At 73.9% G+C, this 21,835-nt stretch carries 18 protein-coding genes and 1 tRNA gene; 12 read left to right on the top strand and 7 right to left on the bottom strand.

Going from position 1 to position 21,835, the window contains the following annotated elements; all coding sequences use genetic code 11:
- Positions 1 to 92: 92 nt before the first annotated feature.
- The gene (locus tag AB0D32_RS17745; protein WP_357090894.1) at positions 93 to 1,628 is read right to left on the bottom strand and encodes a M1 family metallopeptidase; all 1,536 of its coding nucleotides are present in this window, start codon (positions 1,626 to 1,628) and stop codon (positions 93 to 95) included.
- Positions 1,629 to 1,827: 199 nt separating this feature from the next.
- On the opposite strand from AB0D32_RS17745, the gene AB0D32_RS17740 reads away from it, so the two are divergent.
- The 3 genes from AB0D32_RS17740 to AB0D32_RS17730 all read left to right on the top strand — a co-directional run bounded on the left by AB0D32_RS17740 (position 1,828) and on the right by AB0D32_RS17730 (position 6,265).
- On the top strand, positions 1,828 to 2,628 hold the full coding sequence (locus tag AB0D32_RS17740; protein WP_357090892.1) for an SGNH/GDSL hydrolase family protein: 801 nt from the start codon (positions 1,828 to 1,830) through the stop codon (positions 2,626 to 2,628).
- Positions 2,629 to 2,718: 90 nt separating this feature from the next.
- Complete coding sequence (locus AB0D32_RS17735) at positions 2,719 to 5,307, top strand: FtsK/SpoIIIE domain-containing protein (RefSeq protein ID WP_357090889.1); 2,589 nt, start codon at positions 2,719 to 2,721, stop codon at positions 5,305 to 5,307.
- Positions 5,308 to 5,311: 4 nt separating this feature from the next.
- On the top strand, positions 5,312 to 6,265 hold the full coding sequence (locus tag AB0D32_RS17730; protein WP_357090888.1) for a hypothetical protein: 954 nt from the start codon (positions 5,312 to 5,314) through the stop codon (positions 6,263 to 6,265).
- A gap of 374 nt (positions 6,266 to 6,639) precedes the next feature.
- Here AB0D32_RS17730 and AB0D32_RS17725 read toward each other — a convergent pair whose 3' ends face one another.
- Entirely contained in the window at positions 6,640 to 7,527 is an 888-nt protein-coding gene (locus AB0D32_RS17725; protein ID WP_357090886.1) for an aldo/keto reductase, read from the bottom strand.
- 305 nt (positions 7,528 to 7,832) lie between these two features.
- Here AB0D32_RS17725 and AB0D32_RS17720 point away from each other — a divergent pair, with 305 nt between their 5' ends.
- The 5 genes from AB0D32_RS17720 (at position 7,833) to AB0D32_RS17700 (ending at position 12,675) form a co-directional block, all read left to right on the top strand.
- Positions 7,833 to 8,198 carry a YciI family protein gene (locus tag AB0D32_RS17720; protein WP_357090884.1) on the top strand — a complete coding sequence of 122 codons (366 nt, stop codon included), beginning with the start codon at positions 7,833 to 7,835 and terminating at the stop codon, positions 8,196 to 8,198.
- A 355-nt stretch (positions 8,199 to 8,553) separates the two neighbouring features.
- Positions 8,554 to 10,002: a pyruvate kinase gene (gene pyk / locus AB0D32_RS17715; RefSeq protein ID WP_357090882.1), complete on the top strand. Its 1,449-nt coding sequence runs from the start codon at positions 8,554 to 8,556 to the stop codon at positions 10,000 to 10,002.
- The gene (locus tag AB0D32_RS17710) at positions 9,999 to 10,883 is read left to right on the top strand and encodes an acyl-CoA thioesterase II (protein ID WP_357090880.1); all 885 of its coding nucleotides are present in this window, start codon (positions 9,999 to 10,001) and stop codon (positions 10,881 to 10,883) included. The genes pyk and AB0D32_RS17710 overlap by 4 nt, the downstream gene beginning before the upstream one ends.
- A 124-nt stretch (positions 10,884 to 11,007) precedes the next feature.
- Complete coding sequence (locus AB0D32_RS17705) at positions 11,008 to 11,478, top strand: Rrf2 family transcriptional regulator (RefSeq protein ID WP_357090878.1); 471 nt, start codon at positions 11,008 to 11,010, stop codon at positions 11,476 to 11,478.
- A gap of 156 nt (positions 11,479 to 11,634) precedes the next feature.
- Positions 11,635 to 12,675, top strand: a complete 1,041-nt coding sequence (locus AB0D32_RS17700) for a sulfite exporter TauE/SafE family protein (protein ID WP_357090876.1) — start codon at positions 11,635 to 11,637, stop codon at positions 12,673 to 12,675.
- A gap of 72 nt (positions 12,676 to 12,747) precedes the next feature.
- Here AB0D32_RS17700 and AB0D32_RS17695 read toward each other — a convergent pair whose 3' ends face one another.
- The 3 genes from AB0D32_RS17695 to AB0D32_RS17685 form a co-directional block, all read right to left on the bottom strand.
- The gene (locus AB0D32_RS17695) at positions 12,748 to 14,181 is read right to left on the bottom strand and encodes a pyridoxal-dependent decarboxylase (protein WP_357090874.1); all 1,434 of its coding nucleotides are present in this window, start codon (positions 14,179 to 14,181) and stop codon (positions 12,748 to 12,750) included.
- A gap of 239 nt (positions 14,182 to 14,420) precedes the next feature.
- A complete protein-coding gene (locus AB0D32_RS17690; protein ID WP_357090872.1) occupies positions 14,421 to 15,443 on the bottom strand; it encodes an LLM class flavin-dependent oxidoreductase in 1,023 nt (340 codons plus the stop codon).
- Positions 15,444 to 15,525: 82 nt separating this feature from the next.
- The gene (locus AB0D32_RS17685; RefSeq protein ID WP_357090870.1) at positions 15,526 to 16,005 is read right to left on the bottom strand and encodes an Lrp/AsnC family transcriptional regulator; all 480 of its coding nucleotides are present in this window, start codon (positions 16,003 to 16,005) and stop codon (positions 15,526 to 15,528) included.
- 82 nt (positions 16,006 to 16,087) lie between these two features.
- Here AB0D32_RS17685 and AB0D32_RS17680 point away from each other — a divergent pair, with 82 nt between their 5' ends.
- Positions 16,088 to 17,266, top strand: coding sequence for a PLP-dependent transferase (locus AB0D32_RS17680; RefSeq protein WP_357090868.1), 1,179 nt, complete (start codon positions 16,088 to 16,090; stop codon positions 17,264 to 17,266).
- Between the two features lie 168 nt (positions 17,267 to 17,434).
- Here the strand turns inward: AB0D32_RS17680 and AB0D32_RS17675 are convergent, their stop codons facing one another.
- On the bottom strand, positions 17,435 to 18,196 hold the full coding sequence (locus tag AB0D32_RS17675) for a helix-turn-helix domain-containing protein (protein WP_357090866.1): 762 nt from the start codon (positions 18,194 to 18,196) through the stop codon (positions 17,435 to 17,437).
- 21 nt (positions 18,197 to 18,217) lie between these two features.
- Positions 18,218 to 18,293: transfer RNA gene (locus tag AB0D32_RS17670), tRNA-Leu, on the bottom strand.
- Between the two features lie 104 nt (positions 18,294 to 18,397).
- On the opposite strand from AB0D32_RS17670, the gene AB0D32_RS17665 reads away from it, so the two are divergent.
- From AB0D32_RS17665 to AB0D32_RS17655, 3 genes are all read left to right on the top strand, one after another.
- On the top strand, positions 18,398 to 19,018 hold the full coding sequence (locus AB0D32_RS17665; protein ID WP_357090864.1) for a response regulator: 621 nt from the start codon (positions 18,398 to 18,400) through the stop codon (positions 19,016 to 19,018).
- An 83-nt stretch (positions 19,019 to 19,101) separates the two neighbouring features.
- Positions 19,102 to 20,268, top strand: a complete 1,167-nt coding sequence (locus tag AB0D32_RS17660; protein ID WP_357090862.1) for a hypothetical protein — start codon at positions 19,102 to 19,104, stop codon at positions 20,266 to 20,268.
- Positions 20,269 to 20,527: 259 nt separating this feature from the next.
- A complete protein-coding gene (locus AB0D32_RS17655) occupies positions 20,528 to 21,688 on the top strand; it encodes a branched-chain amino acid ABC transporter substrate-binding protein (RefSeq protein WP_357090860.1) in 1,161 nt (386 codons plus the stop codon).
- The last annotated feature ends 147 nt before the right edge of the window (positions 21,689 to 21,835 follow it).

The raw sequence follows: 21,835 nt of genomic DNA, 5'->3' as shown, positions 1-21,835 counted from the left end.
CCCGACCGACCCGGCCCGGCACCGGTGCCGACGCTGGTGCCTCGGCCGGGTCGGCGATGCCCGCCCGGTGAACGGGCGGGCATCCGGACGGTTCAGCGGGTCAGGAGGTGGTGCGACTCGCGGAGCTTGGCCCAGGACTTCGGTTCGGCCGGCGGGCTGGTCTTGCGGGCCGCGCTCGCCACGTCCGGCCGGCTGGGCGTGAGCAGCCAGGTGGTGAAGAAGTCGTCCAGGTCCAGGCCGGAGACCTGTTCGGCGAGGGCCTGGAACTGGGCGGTGGTGGCGTTGCCGTGCCGGTGCGCGGCCGTCCAGGCCGGCAGGAGCCGGAAGAACGCCTCGTCGCCGATGGCCAGCCGGAGCTGGTGCACCGTCATCGCGCCACGGTCGTAGACGGCGGCGTCGAAAATCCGGCTCGGGCCCGGATTGCCCGGCGGCACCCGCCAGAACTCGTCGTCCGCCGGGTAGCTGGCGTACGTGAAGTCGAACAGCTCCTGCGCGGTGCCCTCGCCCTGCTCCTCCGACCAGAGCCACTCCGCGTACGAGGCGAAGCCCTCGTTGAGCCAGATGTCACGCCAGTCGGCCAGCGACACCGAGTCGCCGAACCACTGGTGTGCGTTCTCGTGCACCACCACGTAGGTGTTGGCACCGCGCCGCCAGAAGCCCGGCCCGTACACCGAACGGGTCTGCGTCTCCAGGGCGAAGCTGATGCCGTCGACGGGCCCGGCCACGCCGCCCTGCGCCTCGAACGGGTACGGCCCGAAGATCCCACTGCACCACTCGACGACCTCGGCGGTGCGCTCGACGCTGGCCCGTGCGGCCGGCCCGAGCTCGCCGAGGCTGGTGCTGTACGCGTTGACCACCGGCTGCCCGTTCGGTGCGGTGTCGGTGACGACGTCGTACTGGCCGATGGCGAGGAACGTCAGGTACGTGGCGGTCGGTGACGTGGTCCGCCAGCTCCACCGGGTGCGGTTGCCGGCCTCGGGCAGCGGCGCGCGGGGCTGCACGCCGTTGCTGATCACCTCGACGCCGGTCGGCACCGAGACGGAGACGTCGTAGGTGGCCTTGTCCAGCGGGTGGTCGTTGCTGGGGAACCACCACCAGGCCGACTCGGGCTGGTTCACCACCATCGCCCCGTCGGCGGTGCGGGTCCAGCCGGTGTAGCCGTCGACCGTCGTCTCCGACGGCACACCCGAGTAGCGCACCACGATGGTGAGCTGCTGGCCGGCCGCGACGGTGCGGCGCGGGGTGACCGCGAGTTCGTGCGCGCCCTCGCGGGCGGCCGTGGCCTGCCAGCCGTTGACCCGCACCGACTCGACGTCGAGCAGGAAGTCCAGGTTGAACCGGGACAGGTCCCGGGTGGCCCGGGCCAGGATGGTGGTGGTTCCGGTGAGCCGGTCGGTCGCCGGGTCGTAGCGCAGCCGGACGTCGTAGTGCTGGACGTCGTAGCCGCCGTTGCCGTAGTCGGGGAAGTAGCTGTCGCCCAGTCCGGGGCCGCCGGGTTGCGGTGCGGTGGTGGGAACGGGCGGACGGCCAGGGGCCGGTGGGGCGGCCTGGCCGGGGGTGCCGGCGACCAGGCCGCCGGCGGTGGTGACGGTCAGGGCGGCGATGGCCGCCGTGAGAGCGCGTCGCACGGGGTGGACTCCCTCCGTCGGGGTGTACGCACCGGCCAACCTTAATCGACGATCGTGAACGGATTGGTCCCCCTCGCCCGATCCCGCCCATTCCATTGATCCGAATGTTTCGATAGCATTACCGCCTGGTAACAAGCTTCCGTCCCTGGCCACGCGCGCGGTCACCGGCCCACCATCCCCTGTCCCGTGGAGGTCCCGCATGCCTAACCGCCCGCTGGCCCGCGCCCTCGCCGCGCTGGTCGCCCTGTCCACCGCCGCCCTCGGCGCGGTACTCGCCCCCGGCACCGCCCAGGCCGCCGCAGCCGTCAACTACGTGGCCCTCGGCGACTCCTACTCCTCCGGCGTCGGCGCCGGCCCGTACGACCTCTCCACCTGCCTGCGCAGCCAGAAGTCGTACGCCCCGCTGTGGGCCGCCGCCAACGCGGTCACCAGCTTCAAGTTCCCCGCCTGCGGCGGCGCCGTCACCGCCGACGTGATCAACAACCAGGTCGGCTCGCTGAGTGGCACCACCACCCTCGTCACCATCACCATCGGCGGCAACGACGCCGGCTTCGCCGACGTGATCACCAGTTGCCGCTTCGGCAGCACCTCGGCCTGCACCAACGCCGTGAACGAGGCCAAGGCGTTCGCCACCGCGACGCTGCCCGGCCGGCTGGACGCCACCTACGCCGCCATCCGTGACCGGGCCCCGAACGCGAGGCTGATCGTGCTCGGCTACCCGCGGCTGTTCGAGACGGGCTCCTGCGGGCTGCTGGCGATGAGCACCTACAAGCGGACCATCCTCAACGAGGCCGCGGACGTGCTCGCCACCGTCATCTCCGGCCGGGCGGCTGCGGCCGGCGCCACGTTCGCCGACACCCGGCCGTACTTCGCCGGGCACGGGGTCTGCGCGGCCGACCCGTGGATCCGCGACGTCAGCGGCGTCATCGAGGCGTACCACCCGGACGCCGACGGCTACCGCCACGGCTACCTGCCGGCCCTGAACGCCGTCACCCACTGACCGCGCACCCGCCTCACCACTGTCCGGGTGTCGCCGGTGTCCGTTAGGGTCCTTGGGGACCAGGCGGGGCGACGGCGACGGGAGCAGAGGGTGGGCAGGCTCGCGTCGGCGTACGGGCAGGCGGTCGCGGCACACCGGGCGGCCCGGGCACACCTCGACACCGCCCGTCGGGCGCTGGCCGGGCGGACGCCCCAGGCCGGCCCGGTCGGCGACGGCGAACTGGTCGCCCGGCTCGCGGCACTCGGCGGCGCGCTCGCCACCCCGACCCCCGGCGCGACCCCGGTGGCCGGCGCGCCCGTTGCGGTCCGCGTCGGCGAGGCGTCCACTCCCGACGGCGGCTTTCCCGTCCTCGTACCGCTGGGCGGCGGGCACCACCTCGCGGTCGACGCGGACGCCCGCGACCCCCGGGTGGCCGGCCTGCTGCGGGCACTCGTGCTGCGGCTGCTCGCCACCGCCCCGGCCGGCGGTGTCCGGGTCGCCGGGATCGACACCGCCGCGCTCGGCGCCACCTTCGGGCCGTTGCGCCCGCTGGTCGACGCCGGCGTCCTCGACCCGCCGGCCACCGGCGAGGCCGAGGTGGCCACCCTGCTCGACGACGCCGAGCGGCACGCCCGCGCCGCCCGGCACACCGACCGCCCCGACCAGGAACTGCTGCTGGTCGTCGCCGCCTCGGCGCCGCCGCCGCGCGAGGCGGCCCGGCTCGCCGCGCTCACCCACGCCGGGCCGGCCGCCGCCGTCTGCGTGCTGGTCGCCGGCCAGCCGGCCACCGCGTCGGCGCAGCCGGCACCGCAGCTCGGCGCCACCACCACGATCCGACTGACCGAGCGGTACGCCCACGTCGGCGACCCGCACGATGCCCCGTTCAGCCACGACGGCAGCGGCCTGGCCGCCCCCGTGCTGCTCGACGGCGACCCGCCCGCCGCGTCGGTGGCCGCCCTCGCCGCGCATCTCGGTGCCGCCGCCCGGCGCAGCGACACGGTGGGCTTCGCCGAGCTGCTGCCCCGGCGGCGGTGGGTCGAGTCCTCGGGCGACGGGCTGCGCACGGTGGTCGGCCGGGCCGGCCGCGACCAGGTCACCGTCGCCTTCGACGACGCCACCCCACACTGGCTCGTCGGCGGGCGCACCGGCGCCGGCAAGACCGTCTTCCTGCTCGACGTCCTCTACGGGCTGGCCGCCCGCTACTCGCCGGCCGAACTCCAGCTCTACCTGCTCGACTTCAAGGAGGGGGTGAGCTTCACCGAGTTCGTCCCCACCCCCCGCGACCCGTCCTGGCTGCCGCACGCGCGGGCCGTCGGCATCGAGTCCGACCGGGAGTACGGCGTCGCCGTGCTGCGCGAGCTGCGCCGCGAGCTGTCCCGGCGGGCCACCACGCTCAAGCGGCACGGCGTCACCAAGCTCGCCGACCTGCCCCGCGACAGTCCGGTGCCCCGGATCGTGGCGGTGATCGACGAGTTCCACGTGCTCCTCGCCGGCAACGACGCGCTGGCCCGCGAGTCGGTCGACCTGCTGGAGGAGTTGGCCCGCAAGGGCCGTTCGTACGGCGTGCACCTGGTCCTGGCCAGCCAGAGCATGACCGGTGTCGAGGCGCTCTACGGCCGGGCCGAGGCGATCTTCGGCCAGTTCGCGCTCCGGGTGGCGCTGCCCGGTGGCGGCGGGGTGCTCGATCCGCTGAACGAGGCCGCCCAGACCCTGCCGGTCGGCTCGGCGGTGCTCAACACCTCGGCCGGCGCGGTCGGCGCCGACACCGTCGTCCGCTTCCCCGACGCGCACGCCGCCGCCGGGGAGTTGGCCGGCCTGCGTCACGAGCTGTGGCAGGCCCGACCGGCGGGTGCGCGCCCCCCGTCGGTCTTCAAGGGCTACGAGGCCGCCCACGTCGAGGACGACCCGACCTTCGCCGGGCTGCGCCCGGGCGGCCGCCGCCCGCTGGCCCTGGTCGGGCGGACGGTCGACGTCGAGGGCACCTCCGCGCTGTTCATGATGGACGCGACCCCCGGCCGGCACCTGGCCGTCGTCGGCACCTCGGTCACCGGCGCGGAGGTGCTGCGCGCGGCCACCCTGAGCCTCGCCCGGCAGCTCGCCCCGGGCGACGCCCGCTTCCTGCTCGCCCCGCTGGTCACCGCCGCCGAATCCGCCGCCGCCGACACCGCCGCGATCCTCGCCGCCGCCGGCCACCCGGTCCACCGCCTCGACGCGGCCGACCTGCGCCAGCACGTCGGCACCCTCGCCACCACGCTGTCCGTCCCCGCCGGCTCGGCCGCCACGGCCGCACCGGCGGGGGGCGTCGCGCCCGCCGACGGCCGCACCTATCTGGTCGTCTTCGGGGTGGACGCGGCCAGCGGCGTGCTCGCCGCCACCGACCCCGACACGTTCCGCTCCGGTCACGACGACCTGCGGAGCCTGCTGCGGCAGGGACCCGGGCAGGGGGTGCACCTGCTCGGCTGGTGGCGCGGGCTGCGCCGGCTCGCCGACGATCTCGGCGGTGCCCACAACCGCGACGACGTCGCCTGCCTGGTCGCGTTGAACGTGCCCGGCGCCGAGCTCGGCCTGCACCTCGGCGTGCACGACCTCGCGTACGTGCCCCGGCCCGACCGGGCGCTCCTGGTCGACCGGCACGACCAGCGCACCCGGCTCATCGTGCCGTTCGCCCGCGAGGGGCACGGCCCGGACGGGGAGGACTGAGGCGGTGTCCACCTTCGACGAGTACGCGGCGCTGGCCCGGCAACTCGCCGAGCAGCGGCGGGCCGGTGAGCGGGGTGCCGCCGCCGACGCCGAGCGCCGGCGCAACCTGCACACCGCGGCGGACTACCTCCAGCACCGGCTGATCGCCCAGGGGCAGCGCCTCGACCAGCTCGGCCAGGCCATCGGCATCCCGGCGTCGAGCGTGCCCACCGGCCTCGCGCCGCTCGGCAACGGGCCGCACGGCCCCGCGCCGGAGGGCAACGGGCCGCACGGGAACGGGCCGCATGGCCCCGCGCCGCACCGGAACGGGACGCACGGGGACGGGGCCGTCGGGTCCGGCGCCGGGTCGTGGGCGACGTCGGGTGGTGACGGTGGGGCCGGGGGCGCCCCGCTCGCCGGTGCCGCTCCGGGGGAGGATGGACCCGCCGGCGCAGCCGGCGTGCCGGGGCGGTCGGGTGTCGGGGCGTATTCCCAAGTGGGGGAGGCGAGGCTGGCGTTGCCGGCGGCGGCGGGCGGGGTGCCGGCCCCGCGTCCGGCGGAGACCGACCCGACCGTCGAACTGGAGCTGGTCCGACGCTACGCCGACGAGTCCGACCGGCACGGGCAGCAGGCCGAACTGCTCGCGCAACGGCCGGCGCTGCTGCCGGGCTGGTCGCCGGTGGCCCGGGCGCTCGCCGTCTACGCGGGCTGCGCCGCCGTGGGCGTGATCCTCATGATGATCATGGTGCTCGCCTCCGGCGTCGGCCTGGTCGACGGCTTCACCCTCGGCGCGTGGATCTGTGCGGGGCTGCCGGCGCTCTCCTTCTTTGCCGGCTACCTGGTGCTCGGCCGCTGGGGGAGGCCGGCCGCGGTCGCCGGCACCCCGCCCCGCTACGTGCATCTCGGCTTCCTGGTCTGCTTCGCCGCCGTGCCGGTCGCCTACGTGGCTTTCCTGCTGCTGTTCCGCGTCCTGCGCTGACTGCGAGCATGGCATCGTTCACGGATCGGTTCGGACGGCGTCCTTCAGGTCCTGACTGGACACCAGCCTCCCCACGCTCTCCGCGGGTTGCCCGGTCGGCCCCTGTCGAGCTGCCCCGCCGATGAGCCCACCTTCCAGCCGGGGCCCGCGACGCACGCGGGACGTGACCGGTGGAACAGCACGGTTGTCACCGGGGCCGGGAGACAACCGTGCTGTTCCACCGGTGGCGTCGTCGGGGCGGCGGGGCGCGTCGCCCGGCGCGTCGCCGGTAAGGCATTCGCCGGGCGCGGGCGGGCGCGCTCGCCGATCCACTGTCGCCCGGCGGCGAGCAGCAGCGCGAGCCCGCCGCCGGTGCCGTCCGCCCCCGCGCGGCGTCAGGTGGCCTTGGCGAGGGCCGCGTACTCGTCGTCGGTGAGCCGCACCTCGGCGGCGGTCACGTTCTCCTCCAGGTGCGCCACCGACGACGTGCCCGGGATCGGCAGCATCACCGGCGAGCGGCGCAGCAGCCAGGCGAGGGCGAGCTGGGCGGGCGTCGCGCCGTGCTCGGTGCTGATCGCGTCCAGCGGGCCGCCCGGGCGGGCCAGGTTGCCGGTGGCGATCGGGAACCAGGGGATGAACGCGAGGTCGTTGCGCTCGCAGTGCTCCAGGACGGCCTCCGCGCTGCGGTCCGCCAGGTTGTAGAGGTTCTGCACGGAGACGATCGGGGTGATGCTGCGGGCCGCCTCGATCTGCTCGACGGTCACCTCGGACAGGCCGATGTGCCGGATCTTGCCCTCCTGCCGGAGCAGCGCCAGCTCCCCGAGCTGGTCGGCGAGCGGCACCTGCGGGTCGATCCGGTGCAGCTGGTAGAGCGGGATGCAGTCCAGGCCGAGGTGCCGCAGGCTCAGCTCGCACTGCTGGCGCAGGTACTCCGGGCGCCCCACCGGTCGCCAGTCGCCCGGGCCGGAGCGGGTCAGGCCGGCCTTCGTCGCGATGACCAGGTCGTCGGCGTACGGGTGCAGCGCCTCGCGGATCAGCAGCTCGCTGACGAAGGGCCCGTAGGAGTCGGCGGTGTCGATGAACGTCACACCAAGCTCGTACGCCCGGCGCAGCACCCGCACGGCCTCGGCCGGGTCCTTCGGGTCGCCCCACACGCCGGGGCCGGTGATCTGCATGGCCCCGTAGCCGAGGCGGTCGACCTGGAGGTCGCCCCCGATCCGGTACGTCCCCGAGGCCTTCGCGGGCTGCTTGCCGGCATCGTTCGTCATGCGTGGATTCCCCATCCTGTCCGTCCGATTCCAGCGGCCGGTTCCAGCCACCGTCGGAGAGGCTTTCCCGTCGATCGTCGCCCGCACCACCATCGGGGTGGATCGAGACCGGAATCACCAGGGTCGCACGTGCACCGGCGCCGGCACGTGGTCGAGGTGGGTGTCGACGAAACGGCGCGACCGGGCCGCAACCGGGCCGGGGCGCGGACGAAGTTGACCGGAGCGCCCGTGTCGGCCGGCCGCCCGTGCGACGCTGGGGCCGGTGCCGGCTCGGCGTCGACCAGGGGTCGCCGCGTGCGGCGCGACGCGGGAGGAGCGCCATGACGGGAGTGCCGCAGGTCGACTTCGCGCTCGACACGTACGAGTGCATCGTGCTGTATCCCGGAGCGGCCGGGCGGGCGCTGCCGGCGGAGACGGTGCAGCGGTTGCAGGCCGAGCACCTGACCCACATGCAGGCGCTGCAACGCCGGGGGATCATCCTGATCGCCGGCTCGGTGGACGGCCCGGCCCGCGAACCGGACCCGCCGATCGGCTTCGGCCTGGCCCGCACCGGCTCGGTGGACGACGTGCGCAGCGTGATGGAGGCCGACCCGGCCATCCAGGCCGGGCTCTACCGGGTGGACGTGATGACCTTCCTCTGCCCGGCCGGCTCGCTGGAGTTCCCGCTGGTCAAGACGCAGACCTGAGCCGCCTGCCGGCAACCTGACGGCGGACGTCGCGGAGGCGGTCGCCTGGCCGCCGGGGCGACTTCCGGCAGGGACGCCGGCAGCCCGAGCGGACCTCCGCCGCGCCCGCTACACCCGCGCGGGGTCCCGTCGGCGTGCCGAGCCTCCGCGCCGGGGCCGACCGACGGGGAGCACCCGACTGTCCGTTCGCGGTGGGGGCGTACGATTTCCGGCGCGCGGTCGCCGTTGCCCGCCGCCTCGACATTCCGGTGTGGGTTCCGCCCGCCGGCTGCGCGTGTGACGCGCGTCGTTGGACAATGTTCCGCAGTCCGCAAGGGGTCGGCCCACAGCCCGACCCGGGGGAGAGACTAGCCTGATGGGCGTGACACGCCGCGCGAAGATCGTCTGCACTCTTGGTCCTGCCACCTCGTCGCCGGAGCGCATCCGGGGCCTCGTCGAGGCCGGCATGAACGTGGCCAGACTCAACTTCAGCCACGGCAGCCACGAGGATCACGAGGCGGTGTACCGACTGGTCCGCGAGGCCGCGGAGGCCGCCGGGCGGCCGGTGGCCGTGCTGGCCGACCTCCAGGGTCCGAAGATCCGGCTCGGTCGGTTCGCCGACGGCCCGCACGAGTGGCGCACCGGCGACTCGGTCGTGATCACCGGCGACGACATCCTCGGCACCAAGGACCGGGTCTCCTGCACCTACCGCAAGCTTCCGCAGGAGGTAAAGCCCGGCGACCGGCTGCTGATCGACGACGGCCGGGTCGCCGTCGAGGTCACCGACGTCACCGGCAACGACATCCGCTGCCTGGTCACCGAGGGCGGCCCGGTCTCCAACAACAAGGGCGTCTCGCTGCCGAACGTGGCGGTCAGCGTGCCGGCGATGTCCGAGAAGGATGCCGAGGACCTGCGGTTCGCGCTCGGCCTGGGCGTGGACCTGATCGCGCTGTCCTTCGTCCGCGCGGCCGACGACATCAAGCTGGTGCACGGCATCATGGCCGAGGTGGGCGTGCACCGCCCGGTGCTGGCCAAGGTCGAGAAGCCCGAGGCGGTCGACTGCCTGGAGCAGATCGTGCTGGCCTTCGACGGCATCATGGTCGCCCGCGGCGATCTCGGCGTCGAGCTGCCGCTGGACCAGGTCCCGCTGGTGCAGAAGCGCGCCGTGCAGCTCTGCCGGGAGAACGCCAAGCCCGTCATCGTGGCCACCCAGATGCTCGACTCGATGATCGAGAATTCCCGGCCGACCCGCGCCGAGGCCTCCGACGTGGCCAACGCCGTGCTCGACGGCGCGGACGCGGTGATGCTCTCCGGCGAGACCAGCGTCGGCAAGTACCCGGTGCTCACCGTCAGCACCATGGCGAAGATCGTCACCACCACCGAGTCCGGCTCGATCGGGGTGCCGCGCCTTCAGCACGACCCCCGTACGCACGGCGGCGCGCTCACCGTCGCCGCCTCCTCGATCTCCCGGGCCATCGGCGCGAAGGCACTCGTCGCCTTCTCGCAGACCGGCGACACCGTGCGGCGGCTGTCCCGGCTGCACTGCGACCTGCCGCTGCTCGCCTTCACCCCGGTGCCCGAGGTGCGCAACCAGCTCGCCCTCTCGTGGGGCGTGGAGACGTTCCTGATGCCGTTCGTCGAGCACACCGACGACATGTTCCGCCAGGTCGACGAGGCGCTGCTCGGGCTCAACCGGGCCAACCCCGGCGACTACGTGGTGATCGTCGCCGGCAGCCCGCCCGGCACCCCCGGCTCGACCAACACGCTGCGCGTACACCAGCTCGGGTCGCTGGTCGACGCGGCGTCGGCGCGGGCCTTGCAGTGAGCGACGCGGACGTCGCGGTCGGGCAGGCCGCAGTCGACCATCTCCTGGAGGTGCTCGACCTGGAGCACACCGGCGGGATGAACTTCCGGGGGGTGAGCCCCCCGGTCGGCCCCCAGCGGGTGTACGGCGGCCAGGTCGCCGGCCAGGCGCTGGTGGCCGCCGGCCGCACCGTCGACCCGGCCCGTTTCGTGCACTCCCTGCACGGCTACTTCGTCCGCCCGGGCGACCCGGCCGAGCCGATCGTGTACGAGGTGGAGAACGTCCGCGACGGCCGTTCGTTCTCGGTGCGCCGCTCGGTGGCGCTCCAGCACGGCAAGCCGATCTTCTTCATGTCGGCGTCGTTTCAGCGGACCGAGGAGGGCCTGGACCATCAGGCCCCCACCCCGCTGGACGTGCCGGGGCCGGACGAGGTCCCGACGATGGCCGACCGGCTCGGCCGCTATCCGGAGCGGCTCGGCATCTGGGCCCAGATCCCCCGCCCGATCGACGTTCGCTACGTCGGCGAGCCCGGCTGGGTACGCCCCGGCGACCGCCCCGCCGACCCGCACCAGCGGGTGTGGATGCGCATCGACGGAAAGCTGCCCGACGATCCGCTGCTGCACGCCTGCGCGCTGACCTACGCCTCCGACCTGACGCTGCTGGACTCGGTGCTCTCGGTGCACGGCGAGGTCTGGGGCCCGGGCGGCGTGGTCGGGGCCAGCCTCGACCACGCGCTCTGGTTCCACCGGCCGTTCCGCGCCGACGACTGGTTCCTCTACGACTGCTGGAGCCCGTCGGCCTCCGGCGCGCGGGGGCTCGCCGCCGGCCGCATGTTCACCGGCGACGGGCGGCACATCGCCAGCGTCGTGCAGGAGGGGCTGCTCCGCCGCGTCGGCGACTGACCGTCCCGGCGCGACCAGGTCCACCAGGGGACCGACGACTCGTCGGCCGACAACACATCGTCGCCAGCCGATCGGTTGAGGGGTGATCGTCCGGGCGGGGCGCGCAGGCGACTAACCTTGCCGCATGCGCCTCTCCGCCCGGGTCGACTACGCCCTCCGCGCCGTCGCCGAGCTCGCCTCGGTGACCGGCGACGCCGGGCCGGGGCGCGGCCGGCCCGTGACCGCCGACCAGATCGCCCGCGCCCAGGAGATCCCGCCGAAGTTCCTGGAGAGCATCCTGTTGCAGTTGCGCCGGGGCGGCATCGTGCAGGCCCAGCGCGGCCCGGAGGGCGGCTACTGGCTGGCCCGGCCGGCCGGGGAGATCTCCCTGGCCGAGGTGATCCGGGTGATCGACGGTCCCCTCGCGCACGTGCGCGGGCAGCGGCCCGAGAACCTCGGCTACCACGGGGCGGCCCAGGCCCTCCAAGAGGTCTGGATCGCCCTGCGGGCCAGCGAGCGCGAGATCCTGGAACTGGTCACCGTCGCCGACGTGGCGGGCGGCACCCTGCCCGGTCGGGTCGTCGAGCTGGCCGCCGACCCCCGCGCCTGGACCTGACCCGCACTCCGGCTGCTGGCCGGCCGAGCTGAGCGCCGTGGTGCCGGCCGCGCGGAGTCTGTCGTCTCATTGACCGGTTGGAGGCTTGACCGGGGCATGCCCCGTGCCGCATTGTCGACCAAGTCGATAGGAGATGCCGAAAAGTAGGGGGCGCTCGTGCGCAAGCTGCTGGTCCTCGCGCTGGTCGGGCTCGCCGCGCAACTCGTCGACGGCGCGCTCGGCATGGCGTACGGGCTGACCTCCTCCACGTTGCTGCTGCTCGTCGGGGTGGCGCCGGCCGCCGCGTCCGCGTCCGTACACCTGGCCGAGATCGGTACGACGCTCGCCGCCGGGGTGTCGCACTGGCGGTTCGGCAACGTCGACTGGCGGGTCGTGGCCCGGATCGCCTTCCCCGGTGCCGTGGGCGCGTTCGCGGGCGCGACCTTCCTCAGTTCGATCTCCACCGAGTCGGCCGCCCCGTGGATGGCCGGCATCCTGTTCACCCTCGGCGCGTACCTGCTGGTGCGCTTCTCCCGGCCGCTGCGGACCGACCGGCGCGGGGGACGGCTGCGCAGCCGCTTCCTCGGCCCCCTCGGCCTGGTCGCCGGCTTCGTCGACGCCACCGGCGGCGGCGGGTGGGGCCCGGTCGCCACGCCCGCCCTGCTGGTCAGCGGGCGGATGGAGCCGCGCAAGGTGATCGGCTCGGTGGACACGTCCGAGTTCGTGGTCGCCGCCGCCGCCAGCCTCGGCTTCCTGATCGGCCTCGGCTCCGAGGGCTTCCTGCTGCCCATGGTGGCCGCGCTGCTCGTCGGCGGCCTGATCGCCGCGCCGATTGCGGCCTGGCTGGTGCGCATCGTCCCCGCCCAACTGCTCGGCGCGGCGATCGGCGGCGTGATCGTGCTGACCAACGCCCGCACGCTGATGCGCTCGGCCGACCTCGCCGGCCCGGCCCGGCCGGCCGTCTACGCCCTGCTGGCCGCCGCCTGGGTGGCCGCCCTCACGCTGGCCGTCCGGGCGCTGCTGCGCGCCCGCCGTGGGCGGGCCGTCGCCGCGACCGCCCTCGCGGCCGGCAGCCTCACCCCGACCGGCGAGCCCCCGGTGGACACCGCGGCGGCCGACCGGCGCGCGGTCCCGGCCGACGCGCCGTCGCCGCTACGGGCGCCGGAAGACAGGGTCGCCTCCGAACCGGCGGCTGCCGGCGCCCGCGACCACCGCTGACGTCCCACCTGGAGATCCTGGTAGGAGGGTGTCCTCGGAGGGGCCTCAGGTCTCCGGCGGCTCCACCGCGCGTCAGCGGGGGAGCAGGGCGGTCGCGGTGTCGGCGAGGAGGGTCCACGCCTCGTCGACGTGGACCTCGGTGGTCTGCGGGGAGCCGACGGCCAGCCGCAGCGTGTACCAGCCGTTCACCCGCGTGTGCGTCAGGTGCACCCGGCCCGTGGCGTTCACCCGCGCCAGCAGTTCCGCGTTGACCTCGTCGTCCGCCTCCAGCCGGAAGCACACCAGCGAGTACGGGTGCGCCCCCACCAGCGTGAACCGGTCGTCGACGCGGACCCGGTCGGCGAACCGGGCGGCGAGCGCCACGCCGGAGCGGATGTGCGCCCGTAGCCCCTCGGCGCCGTACCAGCGCAGCACGAACCAGAGCTTCAACGCCCGGAACCGGCGGCCCAGCGGCACCTGCCAGTCCCGGTAGTCGATGACCGCACCGGACTCGGTGGCGGCGTTGCGCAGGTACTCCGGCAGCACGCTCAGCGCCTCGATCAGCTCGGCCGTGTCGGCCACCCAGAACGCGTCGCAGTCGAAGCCGGTGAGCAGCCACTTGTGCGGGTCGAAGCAGTACGAGTCGGCGTACTCCAGCCCGTCGTGCCCGAACCGCAGCTCCGGGCAGACCGCCGCGGCTCCCGCGTACGCGGCGTCGACGTGCAGGAAGACCCCGTGCTCGGCGCAGATCGCGCCGATCTCCGCCAGCGGGTCGATCGCGGTCGTGGAGGTGGTGCCGACGGTGGCCACCACGATCGCCGGCACGACGCCGGCAGCCACGTCCGCCTCGATCGCCGCGCGCAGCGCCGCCGGGGACATCGCCTGCGTCCGCGGGTCGACCTCGACCGGCCGTACGCCGTCGGCGCCCAGCCCGGCGATGCGCGCGGCCTTCTCGATGGACGAGTGGCCCTGGGTCGAGGCGTAGGCGCGGTAGCGGCGGTCGACGCCGACCTCGCGCCACCGGCCGCCGCCGGCCCGGTGCAGGGCGACCAGGGTCGCCACCAGCGTCGCCGAGGACGCCGAGTCCTGGATCACCCCGCCGCCCCCGGAGCCGGAGCGGAACCGCTTCGGCAGATCCAGCAGGCCGGCGAGCCAGTCCAGCAGCACCGTCTCCAACTCGGTGCACGCCGGCCCGGTCGCCCAGAGCATCCCCTGCACGCCGAGCCCGGCACTGACCAGGTCGCCCAGCACGCTGGGCCCCGAGGTGTTGGCCGGGAAATAGCCGAAGAAGCCGGGATGCTGCCAGTGGGTCAGCCCCGGGGCGATCAGAGTGTCCAAATCGGCGAGGACGGCCTCCACCGGCTCGCCGTGCTCCGGTGGGCCGGCCGGCAGCCTGGCGGCCACCGCTCCGGGCGGGTCCTGCGAGGTCACCGGGCGCTGCCCCACCGTCGCCCAGTAGTCGGCGATCCAGTCCACCACGGCGTGCCCGGCGAGTCGGAACTCGTCCGGGGTCATGTGCTCAGCCACGCCCTGAGTCGATCAAGAATCCGGGTCGGGGGCAAGGGAACGCCGGCAGTGCCCGTCGGTCGGCCGGTCACGGGTGGGACGGGCACCGGGCCGCAGCCGCGGAATCCGCACAGCTGCGGCCCGGTGCCCCACACCGCGGCATCCCCGACCCGTCCCGACCGGGAATGCCGTACCACCACCGAGGACAAAACTAGGCGGGCCACACGTCGCCCCGGTGACGCCGACGTGAAGATCGTGTTTCAGCCCTTCCGGGGCAGGCCACCGGCCACCTGCTCGGCGATCAGCTCGTACGAGCGCACCCGGTCGGCCACGTCGTACACCAGCGCGGTCAGCATCAGCTCGTCCGCGCCGGTCCGCGCCAGCAGCTCGCCGAGCTGCCGCCGTACCGTCTCCGGGGAGCCGGTGGCCTGCCCGTCCCGGCGCTGCCGCACGAACTCCCGCTCGGCCGGCGTGTACGGGTACGCCGCCGCCTCGTCCGGCGTCGCCAGGGGCTCCGGCCGACCCGAGCGCAGTCGCAGGAACGACAGCGCCGCCGGGCCCGCCAGCCACTCCGCCCGCTCGTCGGTGTCCGCGCAGACGGCGTTGACCGCCACCATCGCGTACGGCTCGGCCAGCCACCGCGACGGCCTGAAGTGCTGCCGGTACAGCGCCAGCGCGGGCACGGTGTTCTGCGCGCTGAAGTGGTGCGCGAAGGAGAACGGCAGGCCCAGCAGCCCGGCCAGCTGGGCGCTGAACCCGCTGGAGCCGAGCAGCCAGACCGCCGGCTGCTCGCCGAGGCCGGGGGTGGCGGTGATCGGCCCGGGCCGCTCGCCGCTGAAGTAGTTCATCAGGTCCGCCAGCTCCCGGGGGAAGCCCTCCGCCGACAGCCCCTCCGTCGTGCGGCGCAGCGCCAGCGCGGTCACCTGGTCGGTGCCCGGGGCGCGCCCGATGCCCAGGTCGATGCGGCCCGGGTGCAGCGCCTCCAGCGTGCCGAACTGCTCGGCCACCACGAGCGGGGCGTGGTTGGGCAGCATCACCCCGCCCGAGCCCAGCCGGATCGTCGACGTGTGGGCCGCCAGGTGGGCGAGCAGCACCGCCGGGGCGGAACTGGCGATCGCCGGCATGTTGTGGTGCTCGGCCACCCAGAACCGGCGGTACCCGAGTTCCTCCGTGCGCCGGGCCAGCTCGGTGGTGTGCCGCAGCGCCGCGCCGGCGGTGGCGCCGGCCGCGACCGGGGCAAGATCGAGAACAGACAGCGGTACGTTGATCACACGGTTCACCAACCCCACCCACCTCGGCGTTGTTCCCTGAGGCAACGAGGCTCACGGTGCCCGCCGCGTCCACCCCACGTCGTCCCCCGGCAGCTCAGCCCATGCCGCGCGCCTGCTCGAAGATCAGACTCGTCTGGGTGTGCAGCACGGCCGGGTCCACGGCCAGATGGTCGAGTACGAAGTCCCGCAGCGCGTCCGCCGAGGCGGCCCGTACGTGCAGCACGTAGTCCTCCGCGCCGGCCACGTGGAACACCGCCACCACTCCGGGCAGCCGCACCGACCGGGCCCGGAACGCGTCCACCGCCGCCCGCTCGTGCGCGGTCAGCCGCACCGACACCAGCGCCTGCAACGGCAGCCCCACCGCCGCCGGATCCACCTCCGCGTGGAACCCGCGGATCGCCCCGCACTCGCGCAGGGCGCGGGTGCGGGCCAGGCAGGTCGAGGGAGCCACGCCGACCCGCTCGGCGAGGGCGTTGTTCGGCAGCCGCCCGTCGGCGGTCAGCTCCGACAGGATCGCCCGGTCGGTGTCGTCCAGGTCGGCGAACCGCCGCACATTCTTCGTCGCAAGGGGCATGTAGGCATCTTCCACCGAATTGTTCGCGTCGCAAAGGGCATTTCCCGAATCATCTGCGGAACTATTGCTTGATGTTGGCGAGATGTTCGATCCTTCCGGCATGACAACCGTGGACACCAGAGCCGTGCACGCGGGCCGCGACGATCTCGCCGCCCTCGGCGTCCACGTGCCGCCCATCGACTTCTCCACCACCAACCCGCTGCCGTCGGTCGACGCCGGCGGCGACGCGTACGAGGCCCTCGCCACCGGAGGCACGCTCCCCGCCGGCGGCAGCGCCGTCTACCAGCGCCTGTGGAACCCCACCGTGGCCCGCTTCGAGACCGCCCTCGCCGACCTCGAAGACACCACCGACGCCGTCGCCTTCGCCAGCGGTATGGCCGCCCTCACCGCGACCCTGCTCGCCGCCACCCGGGACGGGAAGCGGCACCTCGTCGCCGTCCGCCCCCTCTACGGCGGCACCGACCACGTGCTCGCCACCGGCCTGCTCGGCACCACCGTCACCTGGGCCCGCGCGGACGAGGTCGCCGACGCCGTCCGACCCGACACCGCCCTGGTGATCGCCGAGACCCCGGCCAACCCCACCCTCGACCTGGTCGACATCGCCGTGCTCGCCCGGGCCGCCGGCGACGTGCCGCTGCTCGTCGACAACACCGTCGCCACCCCCGTGCTCCAGCAGCCCACCCGGCACGGTGCCACGCTCGTGCTGCACAGCGCCACCAAGAGCATCGGCGGGCACGGCGACGTCCTCGCCGGTGTGGTCGCCTGCGACGCCGACTGGGCCGCCCGGCTGCGCCAGGTCCGCGCGCTCACCGGCGCGATCCTGCACCCCCTCGGGGCCTACCTGCTGCACCGCGGCCTGCAGACCCTGCCGGTGCGGGTCCGCGCCCAGCAGGCCGGCGCCGAGAAGCTCGCCAGCTGGCTCGCCACCCACCCGGCCGTCGTGCGGGTGCACCACCCGTCGCTGCACGATCCCGCCGGGCTCGTCGGACGGCAGATGAGCGGCCCCGGCAGCCTCCTGGCCTTCGAGGTACGCGGCGGCGCGTCCGCGGCGGCGGCCGTCGCGAACGCCTGCCGGCTGATCACCCACGCGGTGTCGCTGGGCGGTGTCGACACCCTCATCCAGCACCCCGCCTCGCTGACCCACCGGCCCGTCGAGGGGGATGCCAAGCCGTGCGGGGGCCTGCTGCGCGTCTCCGTGGGGCTGGAGGATCCCGAGGACCTGCGCGCGGACCTGGCACAGGCCTTCGCCGAACTCGGCTGATCCGCGCCGACGGTTCGGCTGGCCCACCGCCGGTAGCGCTCGGCCCCGCGCTGACGCCCTCGCGCGTCGGCTTCCCAGCCCAGCCGGCGCTCCTGGCCCCGTCGCGCCCCCCGGCGCGGCAGGTGTCCGTGGCGGTCCCGAGGCCCAGGTCGGTACCCGGCCACCCGGTCAGGACTTCGGGCCGACGTGGCGGTCGAGAGCGGCGACGGCTTCCCGGCGGGCCACGGAGAGGGAGTTGCGGCGGTTCATCCGCCATGCGATGCCGAGCAGGTCCAGCGCCCACTGGCAGAGCCCCATGATGTCGGCCGACTCGTTGACGAACATGTAGCGCGGGTAGACGTACTCCTTGCCGCGCGCCCTCACCCGGTTGGCGAACCGCGCCCCGTCGGAGTGGAACAGGCCGCGGAGGAAGTCGCCGGGATGCGCGCCGACGGTGGCGCGTTGCCACTCGTCGAGCCTGATGGGCCGATCGTGCTTCTTGCCCGGCCCGTGTTGCGGCAGCAGACATGGCCAGTGCCTGCCGTAGCTCTGCACGTTGACGCAGCCCTGCTGCTGGACCCGCTGGACCTTCGTCGCCAGCACCGCGCGCATGGCGAGGTCGCAGGCGTCGATCAGGCCCGGCCACGCGTTGCCGCAGGAGATTCTCAGTACCGGCACGCGCACGGTGGTGACCAGGTGTCCGTCCCCCAGGTAGAGGCCGAACAGATAGCTGTAGGCCCGGGGATCTGTGGGATCGCCGACGTCGGGACGGCAGCGGAAACAGCGCTCGGCTGTGCTTCGAACCAGCGGCTCCGGCCGCTCGCGGCACCACTCCCACACCGTGCGGTAGGAGAGGCCGACGGCCCGGGCGGCTTCAGCGACGGTTGCGCCGGCGAGGTAGACCGCCCGCGCGCGGGTGCGTAGCTCCGGTGCGTGCACAGAAACGAGCATCGTGCGCGCGTCTGACATTTTTGGTGTCCCCGGTGGGATTCGAACCCACACTGTCGGAGGTTTGAGCTCCGTTTCTCTGCCATTGGAATACGGGGACGTCCTTGCCCAACGCTGTGGCGGCGCCACATAGGTTACCCACTACGCTAAGGACGGCGACACCCGGCACCGCGGGTGTCGAGCACAGACTTGTGGGAGTGGCTCGTGGCCGAGACGCAGACGGACGTCGAGCGCAGGCGCGTTCTGATCGCCGAAGACGAGGCGCTCATCCGGCTGGACCTCGCCGAGATGCTCGTCGAGGAGGGTTACGAGGTCGTCGGGGAGGCCGGTGACGGGGAGACCGCCGTCCGGCTCGCCGAGGAGCTGAAGCCCGACCTGGTCATCCTCGACATCAAGATGCCGATCATGGACGGGCTGGCCGCCGCCGAGCGGATCGCGGGCGCCCGGATCGCCCCGGTGATCATCCTGACCGCGTTCAGCCAGCGTGACCTCGTCGAGCGGGCCCGGGCGGCGGGCGCGATGGCGTACCTCGTGAAGCCCTTCCAGAAGAGCGACCTGGTGCCGGCGGTGGAGATCGCGCTGTCGCGCTACTCGGAGATCGCCGCCCTGGAGGCGGAGGTCGCGGGGCTGACCGACCGGCTGGAGATCCGCAAGACGGTCGAGCGTGCCAAGGGCGCGCTGATGACGACGTACGGGATGACCGAGCCGGAGGCGTTCAAGTGGATCCAGCGCACGGCGATGGACCACCGGATGACCATGAAGGAGGTCGCCGAGCGGATCCTCGCCGAGACCGCCGGCGGCGAGGTCGCCCAGCCCACCTCCTGACGGGCCGCCGGGGCGGCGCGACACGCCGGTGACCGCTGCCGAGGGGCTCCTCGCGGGACCAGTTGATCGATAGCATCTGATCCGTGCGGACCTGGCGGCTGGTGGCGGCGCTCGGCGTCCTCGCGGTGCTGCTGGCCGGCTGCGACCAGGCCCCGACGCAGCCCGCCGACGAGCCGTCGCGCCCGCGGTGGCAGCCGCTGACCCTGCCCGCGCCGCCGGGCGTTCCCGGCCGGCCGCTGCTGCGCGCCGCCGTGGCCTGCGCCGGCCGGTGGTACGTGGTCGGCGGGCTGGCCGACGCGGCGGGGGAGACCCGGCCGGCGGCCTGGAGCAGCGCCGACGGCGTGTCCTGGTCGGCGTTGCCGTTGTCGCCGTCGAGCCACTACGGCCGCCAGCACGTGCTCTACGCGGCGGCGTGCCGCGACGGCCGGCTGGCGGCGCTCGGGGCGAAGAACGGCGGCGCGCACGGCAATCCCCGCACGGGCACCTGGTCGCAGTCGCCGGGTGGGAAGCTCCGGGAGGCGCCGGCGCCCTTCGAGCTGTACGCGGGCCCGCGCGCGGTGAGCGTGGCGCGGCTGGCGGCGGGCCCGGCCGGTTGGCTGATCGCGGGGGCGCGGGTCGACGGGGCGGCGGTCTGGACGTCGCCGGACGGCGAGCGGTTCACGATCCGGGAGGGTGTGCCGGAGCTTGCCGGTGACGGGCGCGGCCGGACGGTCGCGTACGACGTGGCGGCCGCGCCGCCGGGCTGGTGGGTGGTGGGGGCCGTGCTGCCGCCCGGCACGACGGCGCTGGCGCCGTTGGCCTGGAGCTCGGCCGACGGGCGGGCCTGGCGGCGGGTGGCGCTTCCGGTGCCGGACGGGCGTGGCGAGGCGCAGCGGGTGGCGTCGGTCGGCGGTGCGGTGGTGGCGGTCGGGCCGGTGCGTGAGGGCTTCGCCGTCTGGCGGTTGGTGGGGGAGGGCTGGCGGCGGGTCGGCGGGTTCGGCGCGGCCGGCTCGGGGGTGCCCTCGGTGGACGCCCTGGTGCCGGTGGGGCGGGAACTGGTGGCCGTGACGGGAGACGGCGGCGGTCACGGGCTGTGGTCCTCGGTCGATTCGGGGAACTCATGGCGAGTGCTGGCGATGCCGGGTGCCGTGCCGGACGGTGGGGACACTGCCGTGGCGGTGGCGTCGCAGGGCGATCGACTGCTGTTGGTGTCCGATGACGGGGAAGCCTCCCGTGCCTGGTCAGTCCGGTTGCCGACCGTCGATCGGTAGGGAGTCGACGGCCTTCGACCCGTTACCGACGAAACGAAGGCGAAAAGCTTTCGCTGCCGACGGTTCTTACAGCGATCGTTTCCAATCCGCCACGGCGTGTAACGGTTCGGTCAACCCCCTCCGTTGGGGCTTTCGTCACAGCTCAAAGGTGGGATAGCGTCCGGCCCCAGACCGGCGACGACGGTCTGGTTCGTCCGCCCCCGCAAGGGCCAATCGGCAGCGGGTGGTTCGGACCATGGGACGGAGGAGGGTTCGGGCCTTGAGGCAGAAGCTCGCTCGCGTTATCGGTGGGGTTGCCATGCTGGCGCTCGTCGCCGGCGGCACCGCGTGCTCCAGCGGTAGCGACGACACGGCGTCCGGTGGCGACGCCTGCGGCAACAAGATCGCGTTCTTCGGCGCGCTGACCGGTCCATCGGCGGCGCTCGGCATCAACGAGAACAACGGCGTCAAGCTGGCCGTCGACAAGTACAACAAGGAGAACGCCGACTGCAAGGTCGAGCTGGTCCCGCTGGACTCGCAGGGCAGCCCGGACCAGGCTCCGGGTCTGGCCCAGAAGGCCATCGACGACACCAAGATCCTCGGCATCGTCGGCCCGGCCTACTCGGGTGAGTCGGAGGCCGCCGGCCCGCTGTTCAACGAGGCCGGCCTGGTGACCATCACCCCCTCCGCGACCCGCCCGAGCCTCTCCGAGCAGAAGTGGAAGACCTTCTTCCGCGCGGTCGGCAACGACTTCAGCCAGGGCCCCGCGGCCGGCAACTACATCAAGAACGTGATGAAGGCCGACAAGGTCTTCGTCATCGACGACCAGTCCGCGTACGGCGCCGGCCTGGCCGACGAGGTCAAGAAGCTGCTCGGCCCGGTGGTCGTCGGCTCGGACAAGGTCCAGGGCGAGGGCAAGCAGGTCGAGTTCTCGGCCGTGGTCACCAAGGTCAAGGCCGCCAACGTCAAGGCGATCTTCTACGGTGGCTACTACCAGGAGGCCGGCCTGATCCGTAAGCAGCTCACCGCTGCCGGGGTCACCGCTCCGCTGATCGCCGGCGACGGCGTGAACGACGCCGCGTACATCACCTCCGCGGGTGCGGCGGCGGCCGAGGGCACCATCCTCACCTGCCCGTGCCAGCCGGCTGCCGAGGCGCGCGGCACCTTCGTCCAGGAGTACAAGGCCCTCAACGGCACTGACCCGGGCACCTACAGCGACACCGCCTACGACGCGGCGAACATCCTGCTCGCCGGCATCAAGGCGGGCAAGACCTCCCGCGAGGGCCTGCTGGAGTTCGTGAAGGGCTACAGCGGCGAGGGCGTCGCGGCGAGCTACAAGTTCGTCGAGGGCGGCGAGCTCGACCCGGCGCAGGTCAAGGTCTGGGCCTTCAAGGTCGTCGGCGGCAAGGTCGTTCCGGACCAGGAGATCCCGAAGTCCTGACGCCGGTCGCTGCTACAGCGATTGAGTTGTGATCGCGGGTGGGGGCGGGGGGGCGCGCCCCGCCCCCCCCCAAATTTTTCTCCAGACCCCCCAGGCGCGGCCCGCCCGGTAAGAAGGCCGGGAGGTTGACAACAACGGCGAAGACAA

This window comes from Micromonospora sp. NPDC048170 (assembly GCF_040652795.1).
Lineage (GTDB): Bacteria > Actinomycetota > Actinomycetes > Mycobacteriales > Micromonosporaceae > Micromonospora.
This window is presented reverse-complemented; position numbering and strand designations above follow the sequence as displayed.

Excerpts from the sequence above, each read along its gene's own strand:
- AB0D32_RS17740 (WP_357090892.1), top strand. The coding sequence starts at position 1,828 with ATGCCTAACCGCCCGCTGGCCCGCGCCCTCGCCGCGCTGGTCGCCCTG.
- AB0D32_RS17725 (WP_357090886.1), bottom strand. The coding sequence starts at position 7,527 with ATGGGGAATCCACGCATGACGAACGATGCCGGCAAGCAGCCCGCGAAG.
- AB0D32_RS17720 (WP_357090884.1), top strand. The coding sequence starts at position 7,833 with ATGACGGGAGTGCCGCAGGTCGACTTCGCGCTCGACACGTACGAGTGC.
- pyk (WP_357090882.1), top strand. The coding sequence starts at position 8,554 with ATGGGCGTGACACGCCGCGCGAAGATCGTCTGCACTCTTGGTCCTGCC.
- AB0D32_RS17705 (WP_357090878.1), top strand. The coding sequence starts at position 11,008 with ATGCGCCTCTCCGCCCGGGTCGACTACGCCCTCCGCGCCGTCGCCGAG.
- AB0D32_RS17685 (WP_357090870.1), bottom strand. The coding sequence starts at position 16,005 with ATGCCCCTTGCGACGAAGAATGTGCGGCGGTTCGCCGACCTGGACGAC.
- AB0D32_RS17680 (WP_357090868.1), top strand. The coding sequence starts at position 16,088 with ATGTTCGATCCTTCCGGCATGACAACCGTGGACACCAGAGCCGTGCAC.
- AB0D32_RS17675 (WP_357090866.1), bottom strand. The coding sequence starts at position 18,196 with ATGCTCGTTTCTGTGCACGCACCGGAGCTACGCACCCGCGCGCGGGCG.